Source organism: Actinomycetota bacterium (genome assembly GCA_030017835.1).
GTDB lineage: Bacteria > Actinomycetota > Aquicultoria > UBA3085 > Oleimmundimicrobiaceae > Yes70-04.
Window position 1 is genome coordinate 1 of the sequence record JASEGU010000017.1, and the last position, 21,346, is coordinate 21,346.

Consider the following 21,346-nt stretch of genomic DNA (forward strand, 5'->3'; position numbering starts at 1 on the left):
AGGAGCTCAAAGAAGAGACCGAACTCCAACCGGAGACCGTTGCTCTTTAGTTTCCTCCTGAACTGACAACTGAACAGTCGATCTGCCGGAAAGGGTAAGTCAAGTGTGCCGTGGATTTTGGTCCTGGCTTGCTTCTTCCCCCCTTCATTTTGCTAACCTGAGGGGAGAAACAAAAAATCCCCGATGGCGGCGGGGTCAAGCATGAACCTTATCTTGGGAGGACACAAACTACAGAACCTTGAGGGCTTGACTGCCAGGGATAATGAACAGCGATCAGGGGAGCCAGTTTACAAGCGTTGAATTTACAGAGAAGCTTGAGACCGCCGGAGTGAAAATAAGTATGGACGGTCGAGGGAGGGTCTTTGACAATATCTTTATCGAGCGCCTTTGGAGGTCTGTAAAATATGAGGAGGCGTACATGAAGAGCTATGAGAGCGTCAGAGACGCTCAGAACGGTCTTGTGAGGTACTTCCGGCTTTACAATACCGAGCGGTACAATACCGAGCGGCTCCATGAGGCCTTAGGCTATAGGACTCCCCATGAGGTATACTTCGGGGAGGGCAGAAACGATAATGGACAGGCTGGACTAGTCCACCTTAAGGAAGCTGTTTTTCTGTCTTGACAATGGGGAGGGGTATAATTCTACTTGCAATGAATTCTACAACCAAATCATCGTTGATGCAAAAGGCAGCCGCCAAACTCCAGCCTCTAGGTTTTTAAATCGCTATATCATTTTCTTAACGGCTCCAAAAAACCGCAGGGCTTAAAAGCCATAAAAAAGCTCTTTACAGCTCCACCAAATCGATATGCATCGAAGCAGTATCGACTATGGCCACGGTGGCCCGTCCGCTTATCCAGCCGCAGGATTCGCCGGGGTTTACCACCAAGACCTTATCCTTCCTGATATCGACCTGGTGAGTGTGGCCATAGACGACCAAATCATATTTGGCAGCGGTGATCAGACTATCCAAAAATTTGGGTTGATGCATCAGAGCGATCCTCGCCCCATCCGATTCCAGCTCGACGTAATCCTCGAAGAAATCGGCGATCCCTTCGAACCTTTTGACCAGATAGAGCTTCTCCCCGTCGTTGTTGCCAAAGACGGCAACCATCTTCTTCTTTAGGGGGCGAAAGTGATCGGCAGTTATGGGCGAGATGAGATCTCCCCCATGAAGCACCAGGTCGACCTCTTCCTTGTTGAAGAGGTCGACCGCTTTTTTTATCATCGGCATATTGTCGTGAGAGTCGGAAATCAGACCAAGTCTCAAGTTAACTCCAAGTTATCATCGACCGACATTCGGCACCAATACCACCGGACACTCAGCCTTTCTGATGACGCGGTCGGCCACGCTGCCGATGAAGACCCTGGCCAGACCGGTGACGCCTTGGGTACCCATGACTATCATATCCACCTTTTCGGCAGCTGCAAGCTCGACTATCTTTTCGCTGGGATCGCCGACCAGAGTCTGATAACTCGCCTTGACTCCGCCGTCCAGCACTTTTTTGGTCGCTTCCTTTGCCAGCTTAAGGGTGTTTGTGCTCAGCTCCTTTTCGAAGCGGCCTGCCACGCCGGGCTGAAAGCCGTAGAGGTCGGGCTGGAACTTATTTACGCTCACCACCAGAATTTCACCATCCATCCCCTTGGCCAGGGTTATGGCGAGATTTAGAGCTTGCTCAGCAGTGCTTGAGCCGTCAGTTGGAAATAAGATCTTCATGGCCATCATCCTCTCTTTGTGTTCGGTCGGTTAACTTATTGCAAGGGCCCAAAACTCATAGAAATCCAACTGGTCCATATGAATAATTTACCATCAAACCGATGGTTTTTAAATAAGAAATGATCACAAAGAACCTCTTGGCTTACGAGAAGTGGCTCCTCAATCGTAAGAGACTTGGACCAGAGTAAGGCCCTTGGCGGGAGAAAGAAAGGTCGCCTTCGCCCTTCCTTCAAGCATATCCTCGACTGCCTTTTGGTTGATAACGCCCAAGCCGAGCTGGATAAGGGCGCCGGCGATAAATCTTACCATGTGGTGGAGAAAGGCGTCGGCCTCAATGGCGATGCGAATCAAACCAGCCTCATCCTTCTCGATATCAAAAAGAGAGATGGTCTTGAAGTAGCTCTCGGCCTTCCAACCGCTATTTGCGGTGAAAGAGACAAAATTGTGCCTGCCAACAAAGAGTTTGGCGACCGCCTTCATGGCCTCAAAGTTTAAGGGGCGGGTCTCAAAATGGACCCTTTCGGCTAAAAATATGTCGCCGTGATCGCGGTTTAAGATGAGATACTCATACCTTCTTTTTACCGCATCGCGCCGGGCATCAAAATCCAGAGAGACCTCTTCGGCCTCGCGGGCGACTATATCTTTGGGCAAAATGGCATTTAGCGACCATTTGAGCCTTCGAAGCTCTATGTCCGAGGCGATCTTAAAATTAATCACTTGTCCCGTGGCGTGGACCCCGGCATCGGTGCGGCCGGCTCCAATCACCTTTACCTTCTCACAAGTTAAGGTCTTTAGGGCCTTTTCCAGCTCGGCTTGAACGCTTGGCCTGTCCGGCTGGACTTGAAACCCAGAGTAGCCCTTTCCATTGTAGGCGATGGTGAGCTTGATATTTCGCATCCTTTTTAAGACCTTCCGAGCATCGTGATGAGACCGAGTAGAATAATCAGAGCGAGCCCAAAAAACCAATCGCTCTGTTTCATCCTCATGGGCTTCATGCGCGTCCTGCCCTCGCCGCCCCGATAGCAACGGGCCTCCATGGCCATAGCCAGCTCATCAGCCTGCTTGAAGACCCCAATAAAGAGCGGGACCAAGAGCGATATCAGATTCTTAAGCCTCTTCACAAAGCCTCCCGACTGAAAATCGGCCCCCCGGCTGACTTGAGCCTTCATTATCCTTTCGGTCTCGATGATGAGGGTCGGGATGAAGCGTATGGCTATCGTCATCATCATGGCGAGCTCATGGACGGGGACTTTAAGACCCTTCAAAAAGGAGAAGAGCGACTCCAGGCCGTCTGTCAATTCTATCGGGCTGGTGGTGAAGGTCAATATGAAGGCCGAAACGATGAGCAGGATGAAGCGGGCCGATAGGATGAGCCCGCTATTAAAACCTGCCTCACTTATGGTAAGCGGCCCGAGGCGGGCCATTGCCTCGCCTGGGGTAAAAAAGAAGTGGACGATGAGGGTGAAGAGGATTATGTACGAGACCGGCCTCAAGCCCCGGATCACCCACTTAAAGGGGACCCTTGAGATGGTCAAGGCGAGTAGGATGAGAGCGAGCATGGCTAGAAGGGCAAGGTGGCTTGAGATGGCGAAGAGCGAGGTCATCAGGACGAATAGAAGGACGATCTTGAGCCTGGGATCGGCCTGGTGGAGCGGTGATTCGCCCGGATAGTATCTACCTATCATGATGGTGGAGAGGGTCCTCACAAGAGTCTCCCTTCAACTTGGGCGACTATGGCTCGAGCCAGCTCGCCACGCTCAAAGAGGTCTGCCCCTATCTTAAGCCCCCGCTTGGCAAGCTCTTTCGCCATCTCAATGGTTCCGGGAAGCTCCAATCCTATTTCGATAATAACCTCGGCCTTTTCGAAAACCTCGGCCGGACTACCCGCTAGAGCCACTTCTCCTCGATTTAAGATGATTATCCTTTCGCTCACCCTGGCCGCCTCATCCATGTCGTGGGTGACAAAGATGATGGTAATGCCAAAGCTCTCATTCAGCTCCTTCAAAAGGTTAAGGAGTTGGCGTTTTCCGAAAGGATCAAGGCCCGAGGTCGGCTCATCCAAGACCAGACACTTGGGCTCCATGGCAAGGACCCCGGCGATGGCAACCCGCCTCATCTCGCCACCGCTAAGGGCGAAGGGAGAGCGGTCCTTGAAGGAGTCGTAGTCCAGGCCGACTTGGCTCAAGGCGCGCTTTACGCCCTCCTCTATCTTTTCATGCTCAAGTCCCCTGTTTCTGAGGGCGAAGGCGACGTCGTCAAAGACGGTCTCCTCAAAGAGCTGATTTTCGGGCGATTGAAAGACCAGGCCGACGAGCCTTCTCGCCTCTGGGGCGGATATCTCCCTTCCAAGGAGCTTGCCGCCTATTAGGATGTCGCCCTCTGTCGGCTCCAAAAGACCATTTAAGTGCTGCAGAAGGGTCGATTTGCCGCTTGCCGTCGGCCCGATTATGCTAACAAACTCACCCGGCCAAATGGAAAAAGAGACCCTTTTTAAGACGGGTTCTTTAAGGGCCGGGTTATCTTCGTATGAGAATGTCACCTCTTTTAGCTCAATGAACATATCGCCTCAACCAATTCTTGAGCGGTCAGTATCTTAGGAAGATTCAGCCCGGCCCTTTTTAGGTCATCACTTAGCCCGATGGCAAAAGGGACGTCCAGAGCGAGCCCTTCGATTAAGGCGGAAGAGGCAAAAAACTCTCTTGTTAAGAGGTCGGCCTGAATCGCCCCGTTATCAAGGGCAACTATCCGCTCGGCCATGGCCGCCTCCTCCATCCTGTGGGTTATCAGGATTACGGCCACTCCCTGCTCCTTGTTTAGCTTTTTAATTATCTCCATGAGATCTCGCCTGCCCTTGGGATCCAGCATCGAAGTCGGTTCATCCAAAACCAGATATTTCGGCTTCATGGCGAGGACCCCCGCGATGGCCAGCCGCTGCTTCTCTCCCCCCGAAAGGAGGTGGGGCTCAAATCTCTCAAGATCGGTAAGATTGACCATGGCCAGAGACTCATCGACCCGCTCCCTTATCTCTTTGGGGTCCAGCCCTAAATTCTCCGGACCGAAGGCCACGTCATCCTCGACGGTCGTCGCAACGATCTGACTTTCTGGATTTTGGAATATCATTCCAACGAGCCTGCGATGGCGCCAGATATTTTCGGGCTCGGCTGAAGTTACGCCGTCCAGGATGAATTCGCCGCTCGTGGGCGTAAAAAGACCGCCAAGCACCTTTGCTAAGGTCGATTTGCCGCTTCCGTTTCTACCCACGACGGAGAGAAACTCCCCTTCCTCTATCTTTAGGGAGAGATCCTTGAGGGCGCTCTGTTCACTCTCGCGTCCCAGATAGACATATGAAATATTTTTGATATCTATCATCGGCCAAGCCCTTTCGTCTTGGGTCACTAGGAGTGATGGCAAAAAATAAAGCAAAAGCCTTTTGGGATGGCTTTTGCTTTAGGTTATCACAATATTGTTGCCAATAAATAGGCCGGTTAGAGGAGCTCGATTATGACCATCGGAGCCGCGTCTCCCTGCCTTGGACCAAGTTTCAAGATACGCGAGTAACCGCCGTTTCTTTCTTTGAACCTCTCGGCTACCTCGCCAAAGAGTTTATCGGTCAGAACTCGGTCGCCGAACATGGCCAGCACTTGACGGCGGGAGTGAAGGTCGCCCTTTTTGGCCAACGTGATCGCCTTGTCCAAAGTGGAGCGGACCTCTTTGGCCTTGGCCTCAGTCGTAGTGATCTTGCCGTGATCGATTATCTCTTTGGTAAGTCCAATAAGCAAGGATCGCCTGTGACTGGCATCGGTGCCAAGTTTTCTTCCCTTAACAAGATGGCGCATCGCCTATCACTGCTCCTTCTTTAAGTTTAAATTGATGTTGCTCAACTTCTCTTTGACCTCTACTATCGATTTGTTTCCGAAGTTACGGATATTAACAAGATCGGCTTCTGTGCAGTTGTAGAGGTCTTGCAGGGTGCTTATGCCATGTCTCTTCAAACAATTATATGATCTGACCGAGAGGTCGAGATCCTCAATGGGAGCCTCAAGGTAACCGTCCTTATCCTTATCCCCCTCGCCAAAGACCGCAAAATCGGTCTTCTCCGGCGCCCGGTCCATGAACATCATCATATGCTCATTCATTATCTTAGCGGCCATACAGACGGCTTCATCGGGAGTCATGTTGCCCTTGGTTTCGACGGTTAGGATAAGCTTGTCGTAATCGGTCCGCTGACCGACCCGGGTATTTTCGACCGTATAGCTGACCTTCTTGGCGGGAGAGAAGATGGAATCTATGGCGATGACGCCGATTGCCATAGAGGCCTTCTTGTTCCGTTCGGCCGAGACATAACCCCTACCGTTTTCGACGACCATCTCCATCTCGAGCTTGGCACCCTTGTTTAGTGTGGCGATGTGGAGATCAGGATTTATTATCTCGATATCTGAAGGATACTCGATGTCGCCCGCCTTTACATCCTTGGACCCTTTAGCGTTTATCCTGATGATTACGGGCTCGCTTGAGTATGATTTGAGTATCAGACTCTTTAGGTTAATTATTATGTCGACAATATCCTCTTTTACCCCTTCAATGACGGAAAACTCGTGGGGAACGCCCTCAAGCTTGACCGAAGTAACGGCCGCGCCCACAAGGGAGGAGAGAAGGATGCGCCGCATGGAGTTGCCTAGGGAATAACCGAAGCCTCTCTCAAGAGGCTCCACGATAAACCGGGCATGAAAATCATCGACCTTTTCGATGCTCATATGCGGCTTGAGAAAATCTATCATATATCAATTCCTCCTTGAATTATGAAAAGAATACTACTTGGAATAGAGCTCGACGATCAGCTCTTCTTTTATTGAGATATCAATCTGATCGCGAGCCGGGGGACGTATGATCTTGCCAACACCCGCTTCGAAGTTGACCTCAAGCCAGGAGGGAACTTCGGCCTTGCTGGATGATTTGAGGTTATCTTTGACCAATTCGGCCCTTGAGCCATGCTCGGTTAAGGTTATTACCTCGCCGCTGCGCATGATGTAGGATGGGATATCGACCCGCTTGCCGTTAACCGCGAAAAATCCGTGACGAACAAACTGACGAGCCTGGGTCCTTGAGACGGCAAAACCCATCCGATAGATCACATTGTCCAGCCTCATCTCGAGCATCTTTAAGAGGTTCTCGCCGGTTATGCCCTTGTGTCTCTCGGCAATCTCATAGTAACGACGAAACTGCTTCTCCAAGACTCCGTAGATCCTCTTTGCCTTCTGCTTCTCTCTGAGCTGGCCGCTATACTCGGAAACCTTTAAAAATCTCTTGCCATGATCGCCGGGAGCATACGGCCTTCTCTCCATAGCGCATTTATCCGTAAGACATCTTTCGCCCTTTAAGAAGAGCTTCTCTTTCTCCCTGCGACACAATTTACAGGATGGACCAATATACCTTGCCATATAGATACTCCTTAAACCCTTCTGCGTTTTTTTGCTCTACAACCGTTATGGGGCACCGGGGTCACGTCGCTGACGGCGCCGACCTCAAGACCCGCGGCCTGCAGAGTGCGGACGGCCGTCTCCTTGCCGGAGCCCGGCCCTTTCACAAAGACTTCGACCTTTCTCATCCCATGCTCCTGAGCCTTCTTGGCCACGGATTCCGCGGCCATCTGGGCGGCAAAAGGGGTTCCCTTTCTGGAGCCTTTAAAACCGACGCTGCCCGCGCTCTCCCAGGCTATGGAATTTCCCTCCAGATCGGTCACGGTGACTATCGTATTATTGAAAGTGGCTTGGATGTGAGCCGCTCCGTGGGCTATATTCTTCTTCTCTTTCCTTTTGACCCTAACCTTGGCAGTCTTCTTCTTAGCGACCAACTATCTTCCTTCCCTTCAGATCGTGTCGATTATTTCTTCTTCTTGGCCCCAACGCTTCTTCTGGGCCCTTTGCGCGTGCGAGCGTTAGTGTGGGTCCGCTGACCGCGCACGGGCAGACCCCTTCTGTGCCTAAGGCCGCGATAACAACCTATCTCCATCAGGCGCTTTATATTCTGCGATATCTCGCGACGCAGATCGCCTTCTATCTGGTAGTTCTTGTCGATATATTCCCTGAGCTTGGCAACCTCATCTTCGGTCAGATTGCGCACGCGCGTGTCGCCGCTAATCTTGGTGGCCTCCAGGATCTTGGTCGCCCTGGTCCGCCCGATACCAAAGATGTAGGTAAGCCCGATCTCAACTCTTTTCTCTCTTGGTAAGTCTACGCCCGCAATACGTGCCAACTCTTATACCTCCGTTAGAAATCTAAAGGACAGCGAAACCCTTTTTGTTAGCCCTGACGCTGTTTATGCCTGGGGTTTTCGCAAATGACCATGACCCGGCCTCTTCTCTTTATTATCTTGCACTTATCACAAATCTTCTTAACCGATGGTTTAACTTTCAATTTGAAATCTCCTAAGCTTTGGTTATCACTTATGTCTATATGTGATCCGCCCGCGGCTTAAATCGTAGGGAGAGAGCTCAACGGTTACCCTGTCTCCGGGAAGGATCCTTATATAGTGCATCCTCATCTTGCCAGAGATGTGAGCCAGAAGGACATGCCCATTCGTAAGCTCCACCCGAAACATCGCGTTGGGTAGAGTCTCGATAACTTTGCCTTCTACCTCAATGGTCTCTTCTTTATTAGTCAAGGGCTCTGGGCCTTACCTTTCCACCTCGCAAATCACAAACGCAAATTATAACAAAAAGAGAGATTTGCGTCTACCAAAAAGTTAAAATATCCGGTCCTTCTTCGCCCACGGCCACCGTGTGTTCAAAGTGAGCCGAGAGCGACCCGTCCAACGTGGTGACGGTCCAGTTATCTTCGGCCACCTTAACCGCAAAACCTCCGCCATTTATCATCGGCTCGATGGCAAATACCATTCCCTTCTTGAGCATGGGGCCGGTATGAGGGGTGCCGTAATTGGGCACCTGAGGATCCTCGTGGAGCTTGGAGCCTATCCCGTGACCGACAAAATCTCTGACCGCCGAATAACCCGCCCCCTCGGCCATTTTCTGGATGGCGCTCGAAATATCATAGAGGCGCCGCCCCTCTTTGCACTGGTCGATCCCGGCAAAAAGAGCCCGCTTGGTCGTCTCGATCAAGTCCTTTGCCTCGTTGGAAATCCGGCCAACCCCGTAGGTATAGGCCGCGTCTGCAAAGTAGCCATTCAGCTTGACCCCGACGTCAACTCCGACTATATCCCCCTCTTTGAGCTGCCTTGGACCCGGAATTCCGTGAACCACCACTTCATTGAGGGATATGCAGCTCGAGGCGGGATATCCCCTGTAACCCTTGAAGGCGGGCACTCCCTTTGCCCCCGTTATGATCTCTTCGATGATCCTATCCATCTCAAGAGTAGTCAGGCCCGCCACTATCAACCCTTTTAACTTATCAAAGACTCTCGACACTATCTCACCGGCCCGTCTCATCTTGTCTATCTCTTGGCCGGATCTTATGATTATCATTTCTTTGAGTTTAGTAAGGCGATTATATCCGCCTCGACCTCTTCTGCCGGTTTTTCGCCATCTATCGTATGCAGCAGACCCTCTTTTTGATAGTAATCTATGAGCGGGGCCGTCTGCTCCTTATAGACACTGAGACGATTCTTAACCGTCTCCAGCTTATCATCATCTCTCTGGTAAAGCTCGCCGCCGCACCCGTCGCAGACGCCCTCGGCCTTGCTCGGATGAAAGACCGTGTGGAAGACGGCCCCGCATGATCTACAGCTCCTGCGCCCGGTCAGCCTCTTGACGAGCTCTTCATCCTTGACCTCAAAATTTAAGGCCACCTCAACAGCCTTGCCAGCCTGGCCAAGGGCCGCCTTCAAAGCGTCGGCTTGCGCGACCGTCCTTGGAAAACCATCTAAGATGAAGCCCTCCTTCGCGTCATCTTCCATCAAGCGATCCTTGACTATCCCAACGACCAATTCATCGGGGAGTAGTTCGCCCTTATCCATGTACTCTTTGGCTTTCTTGCCAAGTTCGGTCCGATTCTTTACGGCCCCTCTCAGCATGTCTCCGGTCGAGATGTGGGGAATGGCAAACTCTCTTGCGATGAACTTGGCCTGCGTCCCCTTGCCCGCGCCCGGTGCTCCTATGAGTATCAGATTCATATCAAAACCTCCAAAGCTCCTCTAATGACTACTTCAAGAAACCTTCGTAATTTCTCATCATAAGCTGCGATTCTAGTTGCTTTACCGTCTCCAGCGAGACCTCAACCATAATCAGAAGCGATATGCCGCCGAAGTGTTGGAAGAAGGGCACGTTTAAGGTAGCCATGATGATGGTCGGGATTATGGCGATCGTGGCCAGAAAGAGCGAACCCGGCAGAGTCACCCTGTTTAAGATGTGGTTTAAGTATTCAGCCGTCGGCTTGCCGGGGCGAACTCCCGGAATGAAGCCACCGTACTTCTTGATATTTTCGGCTATATCTATCGGATTGAAGGTCACAGCCGTATAGAAATAGGCGAAGAAGACTATAAAGGCTCCGTAAATGAAGAGGTATAACGGAGAGGTAGGAGTAAGAAAATTGGATATCTTCTGAAACGTCTCGGTCGGGAAGAACTGCGCCAAAGTGGCCGGCAGCATCAGGACAGAAGAGGCGAAGATTATCGGGATGACACCGGACTGATTCAATTTGAGCGGCAAGTAGCTGCTCTGACCGCCGTACATCTTGCGCCCGACAACCCTCTTGGCATACTGGACGGGTATCCTCCTCTGGCCCTGTTCAATGAAGACTATCGAGACTATAACGATGATTACTATAGCGGCCAAGAGAATTATCATTGCCGGCGAGACGATCTGGAAAGTCTGGATGACGGCTTCGGGAAATCTCGAGATGATGTTGATGGTGATGATGATCGACATGCCATTTCCAATACCCCGTTGCGTTATGAGCTCACCGAACCACATAATGATGACCGTGCCGGTGACCAGGGTCAACACTATTAGAAACTTATCCAGAAAGGTAAGACTGATACCGAGTTGACGCTGAACCACCAGCGTAGTTCCTATCGACTGGATGGTTGCAAAAAGTAGCGTCATGTATCTAGTCCATTGGATTATCTTTCTCTGTCCGCTCTCGCCCTCTTTGGCCCACTCCTCTAGTTTGGGGATGACTATCTGCATCAGGTTCATGATGATCGAGGCGGTGATGTAGGGCATTATACCCAGGGCGAATAGGGCAAAATTGGAGAGAGCTCCTCCGGCGAATATATCCATGAGGCCTAAGACATTGCCGCCTTGAGCAAACTGATCGAATAGGGTCTTTATGGCGCCGACCTCGATGCCGGGGACCGGAATAAAGGAGCCGAGGCGGTATATGACTAATATGGCCGCGGTAAATATTATCCTCTTTCGAAGCTCTGGCACTTTAAAGGCGTTTCTTAAGGCTTGAAGCATTAGATTACCTCGGTCTTTCCGCCGGCTTTCTCGATCTTGCCCACAGCAGTCCGGCTGAAGGCGTGCGCTTTTACGGTGAGTTTCTTTTCGATCTCGCCGGAGCCTAAGATCTTTACGGAGGCGCCCTTCTTTCTGACGATCCGCTTATTATATAGACTCTCGGGATCGATGGTCTCACCGCTCTTAAAGGTGCTTAAGCGATCCAAATTTACGACTTCGAACTCCTTTTTGAAGATGTTGGTAAAGCCGGGAAGGTGAGAAAGTCTTCTCTGGATCGGATTCTGACCGCCCTCAAAACCGAGCCTGGGCCCCCCGCCCGAGCGGGACTTCTGTCCTTTTTGACCGCGAGTGGATGTCTTACCATGACCGGAGCCTTCGCCCCTTCCAACTCTCTTCTCTTTCTTTGTAGACCCCTTGGCGGGGCTCAAGTTATGCAATTCCATTTACGTCTCCTCCAAAGCGAAAAAACTACTCGACCGTTTCGACCTCTAAGAGATGGGATACCTTATCTACCATGCCCCTAATCTCTAGAGTATCGCTGTGAACGACCACATCGCCGAGTCTTTTGAGACCCAAAGCCCTGATGGTCAACTTCTGCTTCTTGTTTCGCCCGATCGCGCTACCGACCTGCTTCAATTTAAGCTTAGCCAATTTTACTTACCTCCAACCTATCTCTTCGGGAGATTTGCCCCTTACCTCAGCTATCTCCTCAGATCTCTTGAGCTTCTTTAGGCCGTCGATGGTGGCACGGACCATGTTTATCGAGTTGCTGGAGCCAAGGGACTTGGCCAGGATATCCTTTATTCCGGCAAGTTCTAAGACCGCCCTGATGGGGCCGCCAGCGATGATGCCGGTTCCTTTAGCGGCCGGTTTCAAGAGGACACGGCCGGCTCCCGCCTCACCCATGATGGCGTGAGGAATGGTCGATTGGACCAAGGGGACTTTTATTAGGCTTTTCCTTCCGTTCTGGACAGCTTTGGAGACAGCGACGGGAATCTCTTTGCCCTTACCCATGCCGATGCCAACGTGTCCCTCGCGGTCGCCGACCACAACCAGGGCGCTCAAGCTGAACTTGCGGCCTCCCTTTAAGACTTTGGCCACCCTGTTTATGTAAACGACCTTGTCCTCCAAATTTAACTTATCCGGATCAATTCTAGCCACTAAATGTCCCCCTTCTTAAAATTTCAGACCGGCCTTTCGGCCGCCGTCGGCCAAGGATTTAACCTTGCCGTGATAGAGATAGCCACCGCGATCGAAGATAATCTCCTCTATACCCTTGTCTTTTGCTTTTTTGGCGGCGAGCATGCCGACCTCTTTGGCCACTTCGACGTTGTTGCCGCCGGATGGAAACTTCTCTTTTAACTCCTTATCCAGCGACGAGGCGCTGACCAGAGTAACTCCGTTCAAATCATCTATTATCTGAGCGTAGATATTCTTGTTGCTGCGAAAGACGCAGAGGCGCGGCTTATTCGGCGAGCCAACCACTCTCTTCCTTACGCTCCTATGCCTTCTTAGTCTTGCCAAAACCTTTTTGGCTGTCTTTGCCATCTTTTCCTCCAACAAAAACCGATTATTTAGAGGCCTTACCGGCCTTCCTTCTTATCTTCTCTCCGGCATACTTGATGCCTTTACCCTTGTAGGGTTCGGGTCCCCTGACCGCCCTGACTTTGGCGGCAAAATCGCCGAGTGCCTCGTTATCGATACCGCGAAGGATTATCTTAGTCGGGACGGGTATCTCTACCTCGATCCCCTTGGGAAGATCCATCATGACCGGATTGGAATAGCCGACCTGAAGCTCAAACCCTTCTCCCTTTACGGCCGCCCTATAGCCGACTCCGACTATCTCAAGCTGCTTCTCAAAACCGATTGAGACGCCCTTTATCATGTTGGCTATCAGACTTCTGGCCAGACCGTGGAAGGACCTATCCTCCCTGGAATCGCTCAAGCGCTCCACAACGATCTTGCCCTCTTCCTCACTGACCTTTATGCCTCCGGGCATCGACCTCTCAAGGCTCCCCTTGGGACCCTTGGCCGTAAATACCTTATTCTCAAACTTGTACTCAACGCCCGCCGGCAATTCTATGGGCATCTTACCTATCCTCGACATCTTAAAACCTCCGTCGCTCTCCTTTGACTTAAAACCGTCTACCAGACATAACAGATGACTTCGCCGCCGACGTTGGCGCTGGTCGCCTCGCGGTCAGTCAGTATCCCCTTGGGCGTGCTCAAGATGGCCACCCCAAGACCACCCAAGACCTTTGGTATGGAATCCTTCTTGGCATAGACCCTAAGACCCGGTTTGCTTATCCTCTTTATGCCGGTTATGGCCTTCCTCTGGTTCTTGGCGTATCTGAGCGATATCTCGATAAAATCGATACCGCCTGCCCTCTTGCTTTTGAAGCCGTTTATATAGCCCTGATCCTTTAGGACCCTGGCTATCTCGAGCTTTACCTTTGAAGACGGTATATCGACCGTATCGTGATTGGCCCGGCTTGCGTTGCGTATCCTGGTCAGCATATCAGCAATAGGATCCGTCATTGACATACGATTTCCTCCCTCAAACTATCAAATACTTTATCTACCAGCTTGCTTTCTTGAGACCCGGGATCTCTCCCTTGTGGGCCAATTCTCTCAAGCAGACTCTACAGAGTTTGAATTTGCGAAAGTAGCCTCTTGGCCGCCCGCAGCGGACGCACCTGTTGTAGCCGCGAACCTCAAACTTTGGCTCTCTCTTCTGTTTTACGATAAGTGATCTCTTTGCCAACTAAAGCCTCCTAGTCTTAAAAATGCTGCTTATTTTCCGCTCTTCTTGAAAGGAAAACCTAATGATTTAAGGAGCGCCATGCCCGCCGCATCATCCTTTGCGGTCGTCACTATGGTTATATCCATGCCCCTGATCTTATCTATCTTGTCATAATCGACCTCGGGAAAGATTAGTTGCTCATCGACGCCGAAGGTATAGTTGCCCTGCCCGTCGAAAGACTTGGTCGAAAGACCGCGAAAATCGCGGATTCTAGGAAGAGCGAGACTTAAGAGACGATCCAAGAACTCATACATACGGCTGCCGCGCAAAGTCACCTTGCAACCAATCGGGTTGCCCGCCCTCACCTTGAAGTTGGCGATCGATTTTTTGGCTTTGATGATGACCGGCTTCTGACCGGTTATGGTGGATAGATCGGCCACTATGTACTCGAGAGACTTGGGATTTTGGATCGCTTCCCCGGCTCCCACATTGACAACGATCTTTTCAAGCCTTGGCACCTCCATCAGGTTCTTGAAGGAGAGCTCCTTCATCAAGCTCGGAACGATATCATTTATATAGACCTCTTTAAGCCTGGGCCCCGCTTGCGGGGTGGCCGTCTTTTTCTTTTTCGTTTTTGACGCAGGTGTTGCCTCAGCCAATTTTTCCTCCTAAATATAACTTAAATAACTATTTATCTATGTCTTGCCTGCATTTCTTGCAGACCCTGACTTTGCCCTTCTCAAGTTGTTTCATGCTTACCCCGGTTATGGCATTACAGCTGGAGCAGACGATACGGACGTTTGACGCATGTATCGATCCCTCTTTCTCCAGGATGCTTCCTTGCGGGTTTGCTTGGGTCGGACGTGTGTGGCGCTTCATCATGTTGACGCCCTCCACGATGACCCTGCCCTTATCGGTGATGACCCTTAAGACCTTGCCCTTCTTGCCCCTGTCCTTGCCGGCTAAGATCGCTACCTTGTCTCCCTTTTTAACGTGCAGTTTAAGCATTTTATGATTCCTTTCCACCTATAATACCTCGGGGGCCAGAGAGACAATCTTCATGAAGTTCTTATCCCTAAGCTCCCTTGCAACCGGCCCAAATATTCTGGTCCCTCTGGGATTTTTGGCCGCGTCTATTATGACGGCCGCGTTATCATCAAACCTGATGTAAGAGCCGTCCGGCCTCCTTATCGGCTTGGTCGTCCTGACCACGACCGCTCTGACCACGTCGCTCTTTTTGACCGCGCCGCCCGGGATGGCCTCTTTGACGGTCACGACGATGATATCGCCCACACTGGCGTACCTTCTTCTAGAGCCGCCGAGCACCTTGATGCAGAGCATCTCTTTGGCACCGGTATTATCGGCCGATCTTAGTCTGGTCTCTTGCTGTATCACTTGCGATCACTCCTCAAATGCGAGAACTACTTGGCTTTCTCTACGACCTGAACTACCCGCCACCGCTTGGTCCGGCTTATGGGGCGGGTCTCCATGATCTGGACAATATCCCCAACCGAACAGGAATTGCTCTCATCATGCGCCTTGAATTTGGTGGTCCTTCTGACCCTCTTCTTGTAGAGGGGGTGCTCGGTCAGCATCTCAACGGCGACGACAACCGTCTTCTCCATGCCATCGCTCACCACTCTGCCCGTTCTGGTCTTTCTCAAACCCCGCTCACTCATCTTGTCCTCCAGGCTCTATCCGTCATAATTATCCCAACGCTTCCTTCTTAAGCTCCCTCTCGCGATGGATCGTCTGAAGGCGAGCGATGTTCTTCTTTACCTCTTTTATCCTCATGTGATTCTCCAGCTGACCGGTTGCCAATTGAAACCTCAAATTGAAGAGCTCCGTCTTGGTCTCCTTGAGCTTCTCTTCAAGCTCCTGGTCGGATATGTTGATCAGATCTTTAACCTTCATGAGCTTCACCACCAACGGTATGCTTGATAACCCTGGTCTTAACCGGCAATTTATGGGAAGCCAGCCTCAATGCCTCTCTGGCTACCGGGTCGCTAACGCCCGCTATCTCAAACATTATCCTGCCGGGCTTGACGACGGCCACCCAATGCTCGGGCGAACCCTTGCCGCTACCCATCCTGGTTTCGGCCGGCTTCTCGGTGACCGGCTTGTCGGGGAAGATATTTATCCAGACCTTTCCGCCCCTCTTCATGTGCCTGGTCATAGCGATACGAGCCGCCTCTATCTGCCTATTGGTAATCCAGCCCGGCTCCAACGATTGCAGGCCGTACTCTCCGAAATTCATGACGGTCCCGCCCTTGGCCTTGCCGGTCATCCTGCCCCTGTGAACTTTTCTATGTTTAACTCTCTTGGGTAGAAGCATTACTCTTTTGCCTCCCCTTCAGCCTTCTTTTCAACCTTAGCCTTCTTCGCGGCCGCCTTGGTTGCCGGCTTTTCTGCTTCTTCCTCTTTTTCCGCCTTTTTTGCAGGCTTTTCTGCTTTTTCCGTCTTTGCGGTGGGCTTTTCTGGTTTTACGGCTGGTTTTGCGACCGTCTTGGTCTTGGGTTTCTCCGCTTTCTCAGCCGCTTTTGCGGCGGTTTTCCTCGGTTTTGCCGCTTCCTCTTCGCTTCCCACCTCAACCTCTTTGATCGCTTCGGGAGCCTTGGCTTCTTCTTTGACCTCTTCCTTGGTCTCCTCTTTAACCTCTACGGAAACGGGCGGAGTGACCGAGATCTTCTTTTCGACAATCACGTCTTCCGCCTCAATCTCAGGAATCTCGATCGTGGGCTTGGGCTGCTCCAAGATGTCGCCCTTATAGATCCAGACCTTCACTCCGATGACCCCAAAGATGGTGCTGGCCACGGCGAATCCGTACTGGATATCCGCCCTCAAAGTATGAAGGGGCACCCTGCCTTCACGATACCATTCGGTCCTGGCCATCTCTGAGCCGCCAAGGCGACCGGCGCAATTGACCCTAACGCCTTTGGCTCCGCTCTTTAGAGCTGAGGTTACCGCCCTCTTCATGGCCCTTCTAAAAGAGACTCTGGCTTCGAGTTGCTCTGCGATGCTCTGGGCAACCAGATTGGCATCGAGCTCGGGCTGCTTGATCTCCTGGATATTTATCTGAACCTTATCTCCGGTTATCTTCTCGAGTTCTCCCCTTAAGATATCAACCTCGGCGCCGCGTTTGCCGATGACGATTCCGGGACGAGCGGTGAATATATCGACCTTGACCCGATCTCTGGCTCTCTCGATTTCGACCTTGGAGATGCCTGCCCTCTTCAGTTTGCCCGTTATGAATTTGCGGATCTTGATATCCTTCTCAAGGAAATCGCCATACTCCTTGGTAGCAAACCACCTCGATTTCCAATCGTAGATTATGCCGAGCCTAAACCCGTTGGGGTTAACCTTTTGACCCACGCTTAAGCGCCCTCCTCTTTGCTGACGACCACCATTATATGGCAAGTCCTCTTATTTATCCTGCTCGCCCTACCTCTGGCCCTTGGGCGAAATCTTTTTAGGGTCGGTCCCTCGTTGACGAAGGCCTCCGAAATGAATAAGGACCCCTTTAGCCCCATATTATTCTCGGCGTTTGCCTTGGCCGAGGCGACTACTTTGCCCACGTCCTTTGCGGCCGCCTTGGGGTTGAACTTTAGGATGGTAATGGCCTCTTCGACCTCTTTGCCCCTTATAAGGTCTATAACCAGACGAACCTTTCTGGCCGATATGCGAACGTGTCTGGCCTGGGCCTTGGCGCTCTTATTTTCCGATACTGCTTCAACTGCTTTTGCCACTTAAAACCTCCGAAGATCCTTGAAAATGATCACTATCTGACGCGGCTAGTTCTCTCGCTCTTGCCGCCACTATGACTTCTAAAGGTCCTGGTCAAAGCGAACTCGCCGAGCTTATGACCGACCATGCTCTCAGTGATATATGCTGGAACGTGCTTGCGGCCGTCATGGACGGCGATGGTATGGCCAACCATTTCCGGGGTGACCGTCGAGCTCCTAGACCAGGTCTTGACGACCCGCTTCTCGTTCTTCTTGTTCATGAGCTCTATCTTCTTTTCCAGTTTTGCTTCGACGAATGGACCTTTCTTAATCGACCTGCTCATAAATTCCTCCGCTTTGCTAAAAATCTAAGACTATTTGGTCCTTCTTCTGACTATATATTGATCCGAGGGCTTCTTGCCCCTCGTCCTATATCCTATCGTCGGCTTGCCCCAGGGTGTGCTGGGCAGATGCCCCTTGGACTTGCCCTCGCCGCCGCCGTGCGGGTGATCGACTGGGTTCATGACCGTACCCCTGACCGTCGGCCTCTTGCCTTTCCAGCGGTTGCGTCCGGCTTTGCCGATCGAGATTATTTCGTGATCAACGTTACCGACTTGACCGATGGTGGCCTTGCAATTTATGTGAATCAGCCTGGCTTCGCCCGAGACCATCTTGACTTGAGCGTAATCCCCCTCTTTGGCGACTAATTGGACGGCGGCTCCGGCCGAGCGGGCGATCTGTCCCCCTTTTAAGGGTTTGAGCTCAATATTATGAATGAACGTACCGAGCGGTATATTCTTAAGGGGTAGAGCGTTGCCCGGCTTGATATCGGCCTCGGGTCCGGAGACGACCTCGTCTCCGACTTTCAGACCAACCGGAGCCAAGATATATCTCTTCTCGCCATCGGCGTAATGGAGCAAGGCGATCCTGGCCGAACGGTTGGGATCGTACTCGATCTGGGCCACTTTGGCCTCGATGCCGTCCTTATCCCTTTTGAAGTCGACCATGCGATATTTTCTCTTGTGTCCACCGCCGATATGACGGGTGGTTATGCGGCCGTAGACGTTTCTGCCTCCGGTCTTCGATATCGACTTGGTAAGACTCTTCTCCGGCTTGTCCGTGGTTATGTCGGCAAAATCCGATATGGTTACAAATCTTCTACCTGGTGAAGTTGGCTTTACTCTTTTGATGCCCAACGCTATCTCTCCATTTCTAGGATCAACTTAAATGCTATTTACCCTCGAAGAACTCGATCTTGTCGCCCTTCTTCAGAGTGACTATGGCCTTCTTGATATCTTTCCTGCGGCCAGAGGTGCGACCCTGTCTCTTCAGCTTACCCTTGACAGACATGGTGTTGACCTTGGTCACGTTGACCTTGAACATCTCCTCGACGGCCTTCTTTATCTCTATCTTCCTCGCATCAGGATGGACTTCGAAAGTATATTTACCCTGCTCAATCAACTCATAGCTCTTCTCTGAGACTATCGGTTTGATGATTATGCTGGTCGCTTCCATCAGCCTAGCACCTCCGTTATCTTACCCAAAGCCGCCTCGGTAAGAAGCAGGGCTTCATTATTCAAGGCATCGTAGACGTTGAGCTGAGCGGCCTCGATGCTCTTTACGCTCGGAATGTTTCTCATCGATTTTTGGGTATTGACATCATCTGCCGCAACGACCACCGTGACCTTCTTGGGGGCTCCAAGCTTGCTCAATATGGAAACCACTTCCTTGGTCTTCGGCTCGGTCATGGCAAAATCCTTGACCACCATTATCTTGGCATCCTTGGCCTTCATCGAGAGGACCGATTTTAGGGCCAGCCTCCTCGCCTTCTTTGGCATATCGAAGGAGAAGTCGCGCGGGCTCGGACCAAAGACGCTGCCGCCGCCCTTCCAGAGCGGAGAGCGGATGCTTCCGGCCCTCGCTCGGCCCGTGCCCTTTTGCCTCCAAGGCTTGACGCCGCCGCCGCGCACTTCGCTACGGGTCTTGGTCGAAGCATTGCCTCCCCTCGCCTTGGCGAGATGGAGCTTTACCGCCTGATGGACCAGGGACTCCACTATTTTGGAATCGAATATATTCGGATCCAATTCGACTTCGCCGACTATCTTGCCGTCTCGATCATGGACCGGTAACTTAAGCATGATCTTTATCTCCTTATCCTCTGGCCTTAACAGCGTTTTTGATCAGAACAAGACTCCCATTGGCACCGGGAACACTGCCCTTTAGCAGCAAGAGATTTCTATCCTTATCCACCCTAACTACCTCGACATTCTGAACGGTTACTCTATCTCCGCCCATGCGCCCCGGAAGCTTCCTTCCCTTAAAGACGCGCGAAGGGGTGGCGCACATACCGATCGAACCGGGCGCCCGATGAAAGTGGGACCCGTGAGAGGCGGGGCCGCCCCTAAAGTTCCATCTCTTGACCACACCGGCAAACCCCTTGCCCTTGGAGATGCCGACCACATCGGTCTTATCTCCCTCGGCAAATATCTCGACCGATATGGCCTGGCCCGTCTCATACTTATCCTTCTCCGTAAGGCGGAGCTCAACCAGATCTTTTAAGTAATCGACTCCGGCCTTATTGAAGTGACCCTTCTGGGGAGACTTCTTGGCCTTCTCTTTAACGCTGCCCCTACCTATCTGGATGGCGTCGTAGCCGTCGGTTTTGACCGTCTTCACTTGACAGACCACGCAGGGCTCCGCCTCGATGACGGTGACCGTTACGGCTTTGCCGCCTTCCCCGAAGACCTGGGTCATTCCCACTTTTTTTCCTAAAATTCCCTTAGACATCTTAGCAACCTCGCACTCTATGAGCTAACGCTTGGACATTAAAGCTTAATCTCGATATCGACACCGGCTGGAAGATCCAGCCTCATCAGAGAATCAACCGTCTTGGGAGACGGCTCGATTATGTCGATCAACCTCTTGTGCGTATGAATCTCGAAATGCTCCCTCGAATCCTTGTTTGCGTGCGGAGAACGTATTACACAATAGAGATTCTTCTCGGTGGGCAGAGGGATTGGTCCGGAAATCGTCGCTCCCGTCCTTTTAACGGTCTCCACTATTTTTTTTGCGGATTGATCGACGATCTCGTGATCGAACGCCTTCAATCTTATCCTGATCTTATGGTTGGCCATTCTTCCTCCCTGGACAAAGCCCTTAAGCCATACAGATGTTGTAAGCCTAAAATTTTATACCTTACTTATTTATCTTGGTTATCCTTCCGGCCCCGACTGTCCTTCCGCCTTCACGGATGGCGAAGCGCAAGCCCTCTTCCATGGCGATCGGAGTGATCAGTTCCACATCGAGTTCGATGTTGTCTCCGGGCATGACCATCTCGGTTCCTTGGGGAAGGATGGTGATGCCGGTCACATCGGTCGTTCTGAAATAGAACTGGGGACGATAGCCCGGGAAGAAGGGGGTGTGACGGCCGCCCTCCTCTTTGGTTAGGACGTAGACCTGGGCCTTGAAGTGGGTGTGGGGGGTGATGCTGGCTGGCTTGGCCAGAACTTGACCCCTTTCGATCTCTTGACGGGTCACGCCGCGGAGCAGGGCTCCCACGTTATCTCCGGCCTGGGCCTCATCCAAGAGCTTTCTAAACATCTCGACGCCGGTGATGATGGTCTTTTTGGTCTCATCCTTCATGCCGATGATCTCGACCTCGTCTCCGACTTTGATCTTGCCCCTCTCGACCCGGCCGGTGGCCACGGTGCCTCGTCCGGTGATGGTAAAGACGTCTTCCACGCTCATCAAGAAG

The 21,346-nt window shown here is 51.8% G+C and carries 37 protein-coding genes and 2 pseudogenes; 1 reads left to right on the forward strand and 38 read right to left on the reverse strand.

The features are described 5' to 3' along the window. Positions 1-253 precede the first annotated feature (253 nt). Positions 254-622: pseudogene (locus tag QMD53_05160) on the forward strand (integrase core domain-containing protein). Between the two features lie 163 nt (positions 623-785). Here the strand turns inward: QMD53_05160 and QMD53_05165 are convergent. The 38 genes and pseudogenes from QMD53_05165 to QMD53_05350 all read right to left on the reverse strand — a co-directional run. Further along, entirely contained in the window at positions 786-1,268 is a 483-nt protein-coding gene (locus tag QMD53_05165; protein MDI6800040.1) for a metallophosphoesterase, read from the reverse strand. Positions 1,269-1,283: 15 nt separating this feature from the next. Beyond that, positions 1,284-1,715, reverse strand: a complete 432-nt coding sequence (locus tag QMD53_05170) for a universal stress protein (protein ID MDI6800041.1) — start codon at positions 1,713-1,715, stop codon at positions 1,284-1,286. Positions 1,716-1,874: 159 nt separating this feature from the next. After that, entirely contained in the window at positions 1,875-2,612 is a 738-nt protein-coding gene (gene truA, locus QMD53_05175) for a tRNA pseudouridine(38-40) synthase TruA (GenBank protein ID MDI6800042.1), read from the reverse strand. A gap of 5 nt (positions 2,613-2,617) precedes the next feature. Then, positions 2,618-3,421 carry an energy-coupling factor transporter transmembrane component T gene (locus QMD53_05180; GenBank protein MDI6800043.1) on the reverse strand — a complete coding sequence of 268 codons (804 nt, stop codon included), beginning with the start codon at positions 3,419-3,421 and terminating at the stop codon, positions 2,618-2,620. Further along, positions 3,418-4,275 (reverse strand): ATP-binding cassette domain-containing protein, encoded by an 858-nt coding sequence (locus tag QMD53_05185; protein MDI6800044.1) that lies wholly within the window; start codon positions 4,273-4,275, stop codon positions 3,418-3,420. The genes QMD53_05180 and QMD53_05185 overlap by 4 nt, the downstream gene beginning before the upstream one ends. Further along, positions 4,260-5,084: an energy-coupling factor transporter ATPase gene (locus QMD53_05190; GenBank protein MDI6800045.1), complete on the reverse strand. Its 825-nt coding sequence runs from the start codon at positions 5,082-5,084 to the stop codon at positions 4,260-4,262. The genes QMD53_05185 and QMD53_05190 overlap by 16 nt, the downstream gene beginning before the upstream one ends. Before the next feature lie 116 nt (positions 5,085-5,200). Next, a complete protein-coding gene (gene rplQ / locus QMD53_05195; protein ID MDI6800046.1) occupies positions 5,201-5,551 on the reverse strand; it encodes a 50S ribosomal protein L17 in 351 nt (116 codons plus the stop codon). A gap of 6 nt (positions 5,552-5,557) precedes the next feature. Beyond that, entirely contained in the window at positions 5,558-6,493 is a 936-nt protein-coding gene (locus QMD53_05200; protein MDI6800047.1) for a DNA-directed RNA polymerase subunit alpha, read from the reverse strand. A 33-nt stretch (positions 6,494-6,526) separates the two neighbouring features. After that, positions 6,527-7,153 (reverse strand): 30S ribosomal protein S4, encoded by a 627-nt coding sequence (gene rpsD / locus QMD53_05205; protein MDI6800048.1) that lies wholly within the window; start codon positions 7,151-7,153, stop codon positions 6,527-6,529. An 11-nt stretch (positions 7,154-7,164) separates the two neighbouring features. Then, the gene (rpsK, locus tag QMD53_05210) at positions 7,165-7,566 is read right to left on the reverse strand and encodes a 30S ribosomal protein S11 (GenBank protein MDI6800049.1); all 402 of its coding nucleotides are present in this window, start codon (positions 7,564-7,566) and stop codon (positions 7,165-7,167) included. A gap of 29 nt (positions 7,567-7,595) precedes the next feature. After that, positions 7,596-7,967 (reverse strand): 30S ribosomal protein S13, encoded by a 372-nt coding sequence (gene rpsM, locus QMD53_05215; protein MDI6800050.1) that lies wholly within the window; start codon positions 7,965-7,967, stop codon positions 7,596-7,598. 47 nt (positions 7,968-8,014) lie between these two features. After that, positions 8,015-8,128: a 50S ribosomal protein L36 gene (gene rpmJ, locus QMD53_05220; protein ID MDI6800051.1), complete on the reverse strand. Its 114-nt coding sequence runs from the start codon at positions 8,126-8,128 to the stop codon at positions 8,015-8,017. A gap of 25 nt (positions 8,129-8,153) precedes the next feature. Further along, a complete protein-coding gene (gene infA, locus QMD53_05225) occupies positions 8,154-8,375 on the reverse strand; it encodes a translation initiation factor IF-1 (protein ID MDI6800052.1) in 222 nt (73 codons plus the stop codon). 70 nt (positions 8,376-8,445) lie between these two features. Beyond that, positions 8,446-9,192 carry a type I methionyl aminopeptidase gene (gene map, locus QMD53_05230; GenBank protein ID MDI6800053.1) on the reverse strand — a complete coding sequence of 249 codons (747 nt, stop codon included), beginning with the start codon at positions 9,190-9,192 and terminating at the stop codon, positions 8,446-8,448. Further along, positions 9,189-9,839: an adenylate kinase gene (locus tag QMD53_05235; protein ID MDI6800054.1), complete on the reverse strand. Its 651-nt coding sequence runs from the start codon at positions 9,837-9,839 to the stop codon at positions 9,189-9,191. The genes map and QMD53_05235 overlap by 4 nt, the downstream gene beginning before the upstream one ends. A gap of 28 nt (positions 9,840-9,867) precedes the next feature. Continuing rightward, on the reverse strand, positions 9,868-11,127 hold the full coding sequence (gene secY / locus QMD53_05240) for a preprotein translocase subunit SecY (GenBank protein ID MDI6800055.1): 1,260 nt from the start codon (positions 11,125-11,127) through the stop codon (positions 9,868-9,870). Further along, complete coding sequence (rplO, locus tag QMD53_05245; GenBank protein MDI6800056.1) at positions 11,127-11,570, reverse strand: 50S ribosomal protein L15; 444 nt, start codon at positions 11,568-11,570, stop codon at positions 11,127-11,129. Before rplO ends, secY begins: the two co-directional genes overlap by 1 nt. Positions 11,571-11,595: 25 nt before the next feature. Then, on the reverse strand, positions 11,596-11,778 hold the full coding sequence (gene rpmD, locus QMD53_05250; GenBank protein ID MDI6800057.1) for a 50S ribosomal protein L30: 183 nt from the start codon (positions 11,776-11,778) through the stop codon (positions 11,596-11,598). 6 nt (positions 11,779-11,784) lie between these two features. Continuing rightward, positions 11,785-12,288, reverse strand: a complete 504-nt coding sequence (gene rpsE, locus QMD53_05255; protein ID MDI6800058.1) for a 30S ribosomal protein S5 — start codon at positions 12,286-12,288, stop codon at positions 11,785-11,787. A gap of 15 nt (positions 12,289-12,303) precedes the next feature. Continuing rightward, a complete protein-coding gene (rplR, locus tag QMD53_05260) occupies positions 12,304-12,675 on the reverse strand; it encodes a 50S ribosomal protein L18 (protein MDI6800059.1) in 372 nt (123 codons plus the stop codon). A 22-nt stretch (positions 12,676-12,697) separates the two neighbouring features. Continuing rightward, complete coding sequence (gene rplF, locus QMD53_05265; GenBank protein ID MDI6800060.1) at positions 12,698-13,234, reverse strand: 50S ribosomal protein L6; 537 nt, start codon at positions 13,232-13,234, stop codon at positions 12,698-12,700. 38 nt (positions 13,235-13,272) lie between these two features. After that, entirely contained in the window at positions 13,273-13,671 is a 399-nt protein-coding gene (gene rpsH, locus QMD53_05270; GenBank protein ID MDI6800061.1) for a 30S ribosomal protein S8, read from the reverse strand. Between the two features lie 34 nt (positions 13,672-13,705). Further along, positions 13,706-13,891, reverse strand: a complete 186-nt coding sequence (locus QMD53_05275) for a type Z 30S ribosomal protein S14 (GenBank protein MDI6800062.1) — start codon at positions 13,889-13,891, stop codon at positions 13,706-13,708. A 29-nt stretch (positions 13,892-13,920) separates the two neighbouring features. After that, positions 13,921-14,529 carry a 50S ribosomal protein L5 gene (gene rplE, locus QMD53_05280; GenBank protein ID MDI6800063.1) on the reverse strand — a complete coding sequence of 203 codons (609 nt, stop codon included), beginning with the start codon at positions 14,527-14,529 and terminating at the stop codon, positions 13,921-13,923. A gap of 28 nt (positions 14,530-14,557) precedes the next feature. Continuing rightward, positions 14,558-14,878, reverse strand: a complete 321-nt coding sequence (locus QMD53_05285; protein MDI6800064.1) for a 50S ribosomal protein L24 — start codon at positions 14,876-14,878, stop codon at positions 14,558-14,560. Positions 14,879-14,896: 18 nt separating this feature from the next. Continuing rightward, the gene (rplN, locus tag QMD53_05290; protein ID MDI6800065.1) at positions 14,897-15,265 is read right to left on the reverse strand and encodes a 50S ribosomal protein L14; all 369 of its coding nucleotides are present in this window, start codon (positions 15,263-15,265) and stop codon (positions 14,897-14,899) included. Positions 15,266-15,291: 26 nt separating this feature from the next. Beyond that, the gene (gene rpsQ / locus QMD53_05295; GenBank protein ID MDI6800066.1) at positions 15,292-15,549 is read right to left on the reverse strand and encodes a 30S ribosomal protein S17; all 258 of its coding nucleotides are present in this window, start codon (positions 15,547-15,549) and stop codon (positions 15,292-15,294) included. A 28-nt stretch (positions 15,550-15,577) separates the two neighbouring features. Next, a complete protein-coding gene (gene rpmC, locus QMD53_05300) occupies positions 15,578-15,784 on the reverse strand; it encodes a 50S ribosomal protein L29 (protein MDI6800067.1) in 207 nt (68 codons plus the stop codon). Next, positions 15,774-16,205, reverse strand: coding sequence for a 50S ribosomal protein L16 (rplP, locus tag QMD53_05305; GenBank protein MDI6800068.1), 432 nt, complete (start codon positions 16,203-16,205; stop codon positions 15,774-15,776). Before rplP ends, rpmC begins: the two co-directional genes overlap by 11 nt. Further along, positions 16,205-17,242 (reverse strand): annotated as a pseudogene (rpsC, locus tag QMD53_05310) (30S ribosomal protein S3). Before rpsC ends, rplP begins: the two are co-directional and overlap by 1 nt. A 2-nt stretch (positions 17,243-17,244) precedes the next feature. Then, complete coding sequence (rplV, locus tag QMD53_05315) at positions 17,245-17,616, reverse strand: 50S ribosomal protein L22 (protein ID MDI6800069.1); 372 nt, start codon at positions 17,614-17,616, stop codon at positions 17,245-17,247. A gap of 32 nt (positions 17,617-17,648) precedes the next feature. Beyond that, positions 17,649-17,936, reverse strand: a complete 288-nt coding sequence (gene rpsS / locus QMD53_05320) for a 30S ribosomal protein S19 (protein ID MDI6800070.1) — start codon at positions 17,934-17,936, stop codon at positions 17,649-17,651. Between the two features lie 30 nt (positions 17,937-17,966). Next, positions 17,967-18,788 (reverse strand): 50S ribosomal protein L2, encoded by an 822-nt coding sequence (rplB, locus tag QMD53_05325; protein MDI6800071.1) that lies wholly within the window; start codon positions 18,786-18,788, stop codon positions 17,967-17,969. A 34-nt stretch (positions 18,789-18,822) separates the two neighbouring features. Continuing rightward, positions 18,823-19,107: a 50S ribosomal protein L23 gene (gene rplW / locus QMD53_05330; GenBank protein MDI6800072.1), complete on the reverse strand. Its 285-nt coding sequence runs from the start codon at positions 19,105-19,107 to the stop codon at positions 18,823-18,825. After that, a complete protein-coding gene (rplD, locus tag QMD53_05335; GenBank protein MDI6800073.1) occupies positions 19,107-19,730 on the reverse strand; it encodes a 50S ribosomal protein L4 in 624 nt (207 codons plus the stop codon). Before rplD ends, rplW begins: the two co-directional genes overlap by 1 nt. 13 nt (positions 19,731-19,743) lie before the next feature. Continuing rightward, the gene (rplC, locus tag QMD53_05340; protein MDI6800074.1) at positions 19,744-20,379 is read right to left on the reverse strand and encodes a 50S ribosomal protein L3; all 636 of its coding nucleotides are present in this window, start codon (positions 20,377-20,379) and stop codon (positions 19,744-19,746) included. A 38-nt stretch (positions 20,380-20,417) separates the two neighbouring features. Beyond that, positions 20,418-20,726, reverse strand: coding sequence for a 30S ribosomal protein S10 (gene rpsJ, locus QMD53_05345; GenBank protein MDI6800075.1), 309 nt, complete (start codon positions 20,724-20,726; stop codon positions 20,418-20,420). A 61-nt stretch (positions 20,727-20,787) separates the two neighbouring features. Further along, a partial coding sequence (locus QMD53_05350) for an EF-Tu/IF-2/RF-3 family GTPase (protein MDI6800076.1) occupies positions 20,788-21,346 on the reverse strand: 559 nt, incomplete at its 5' end.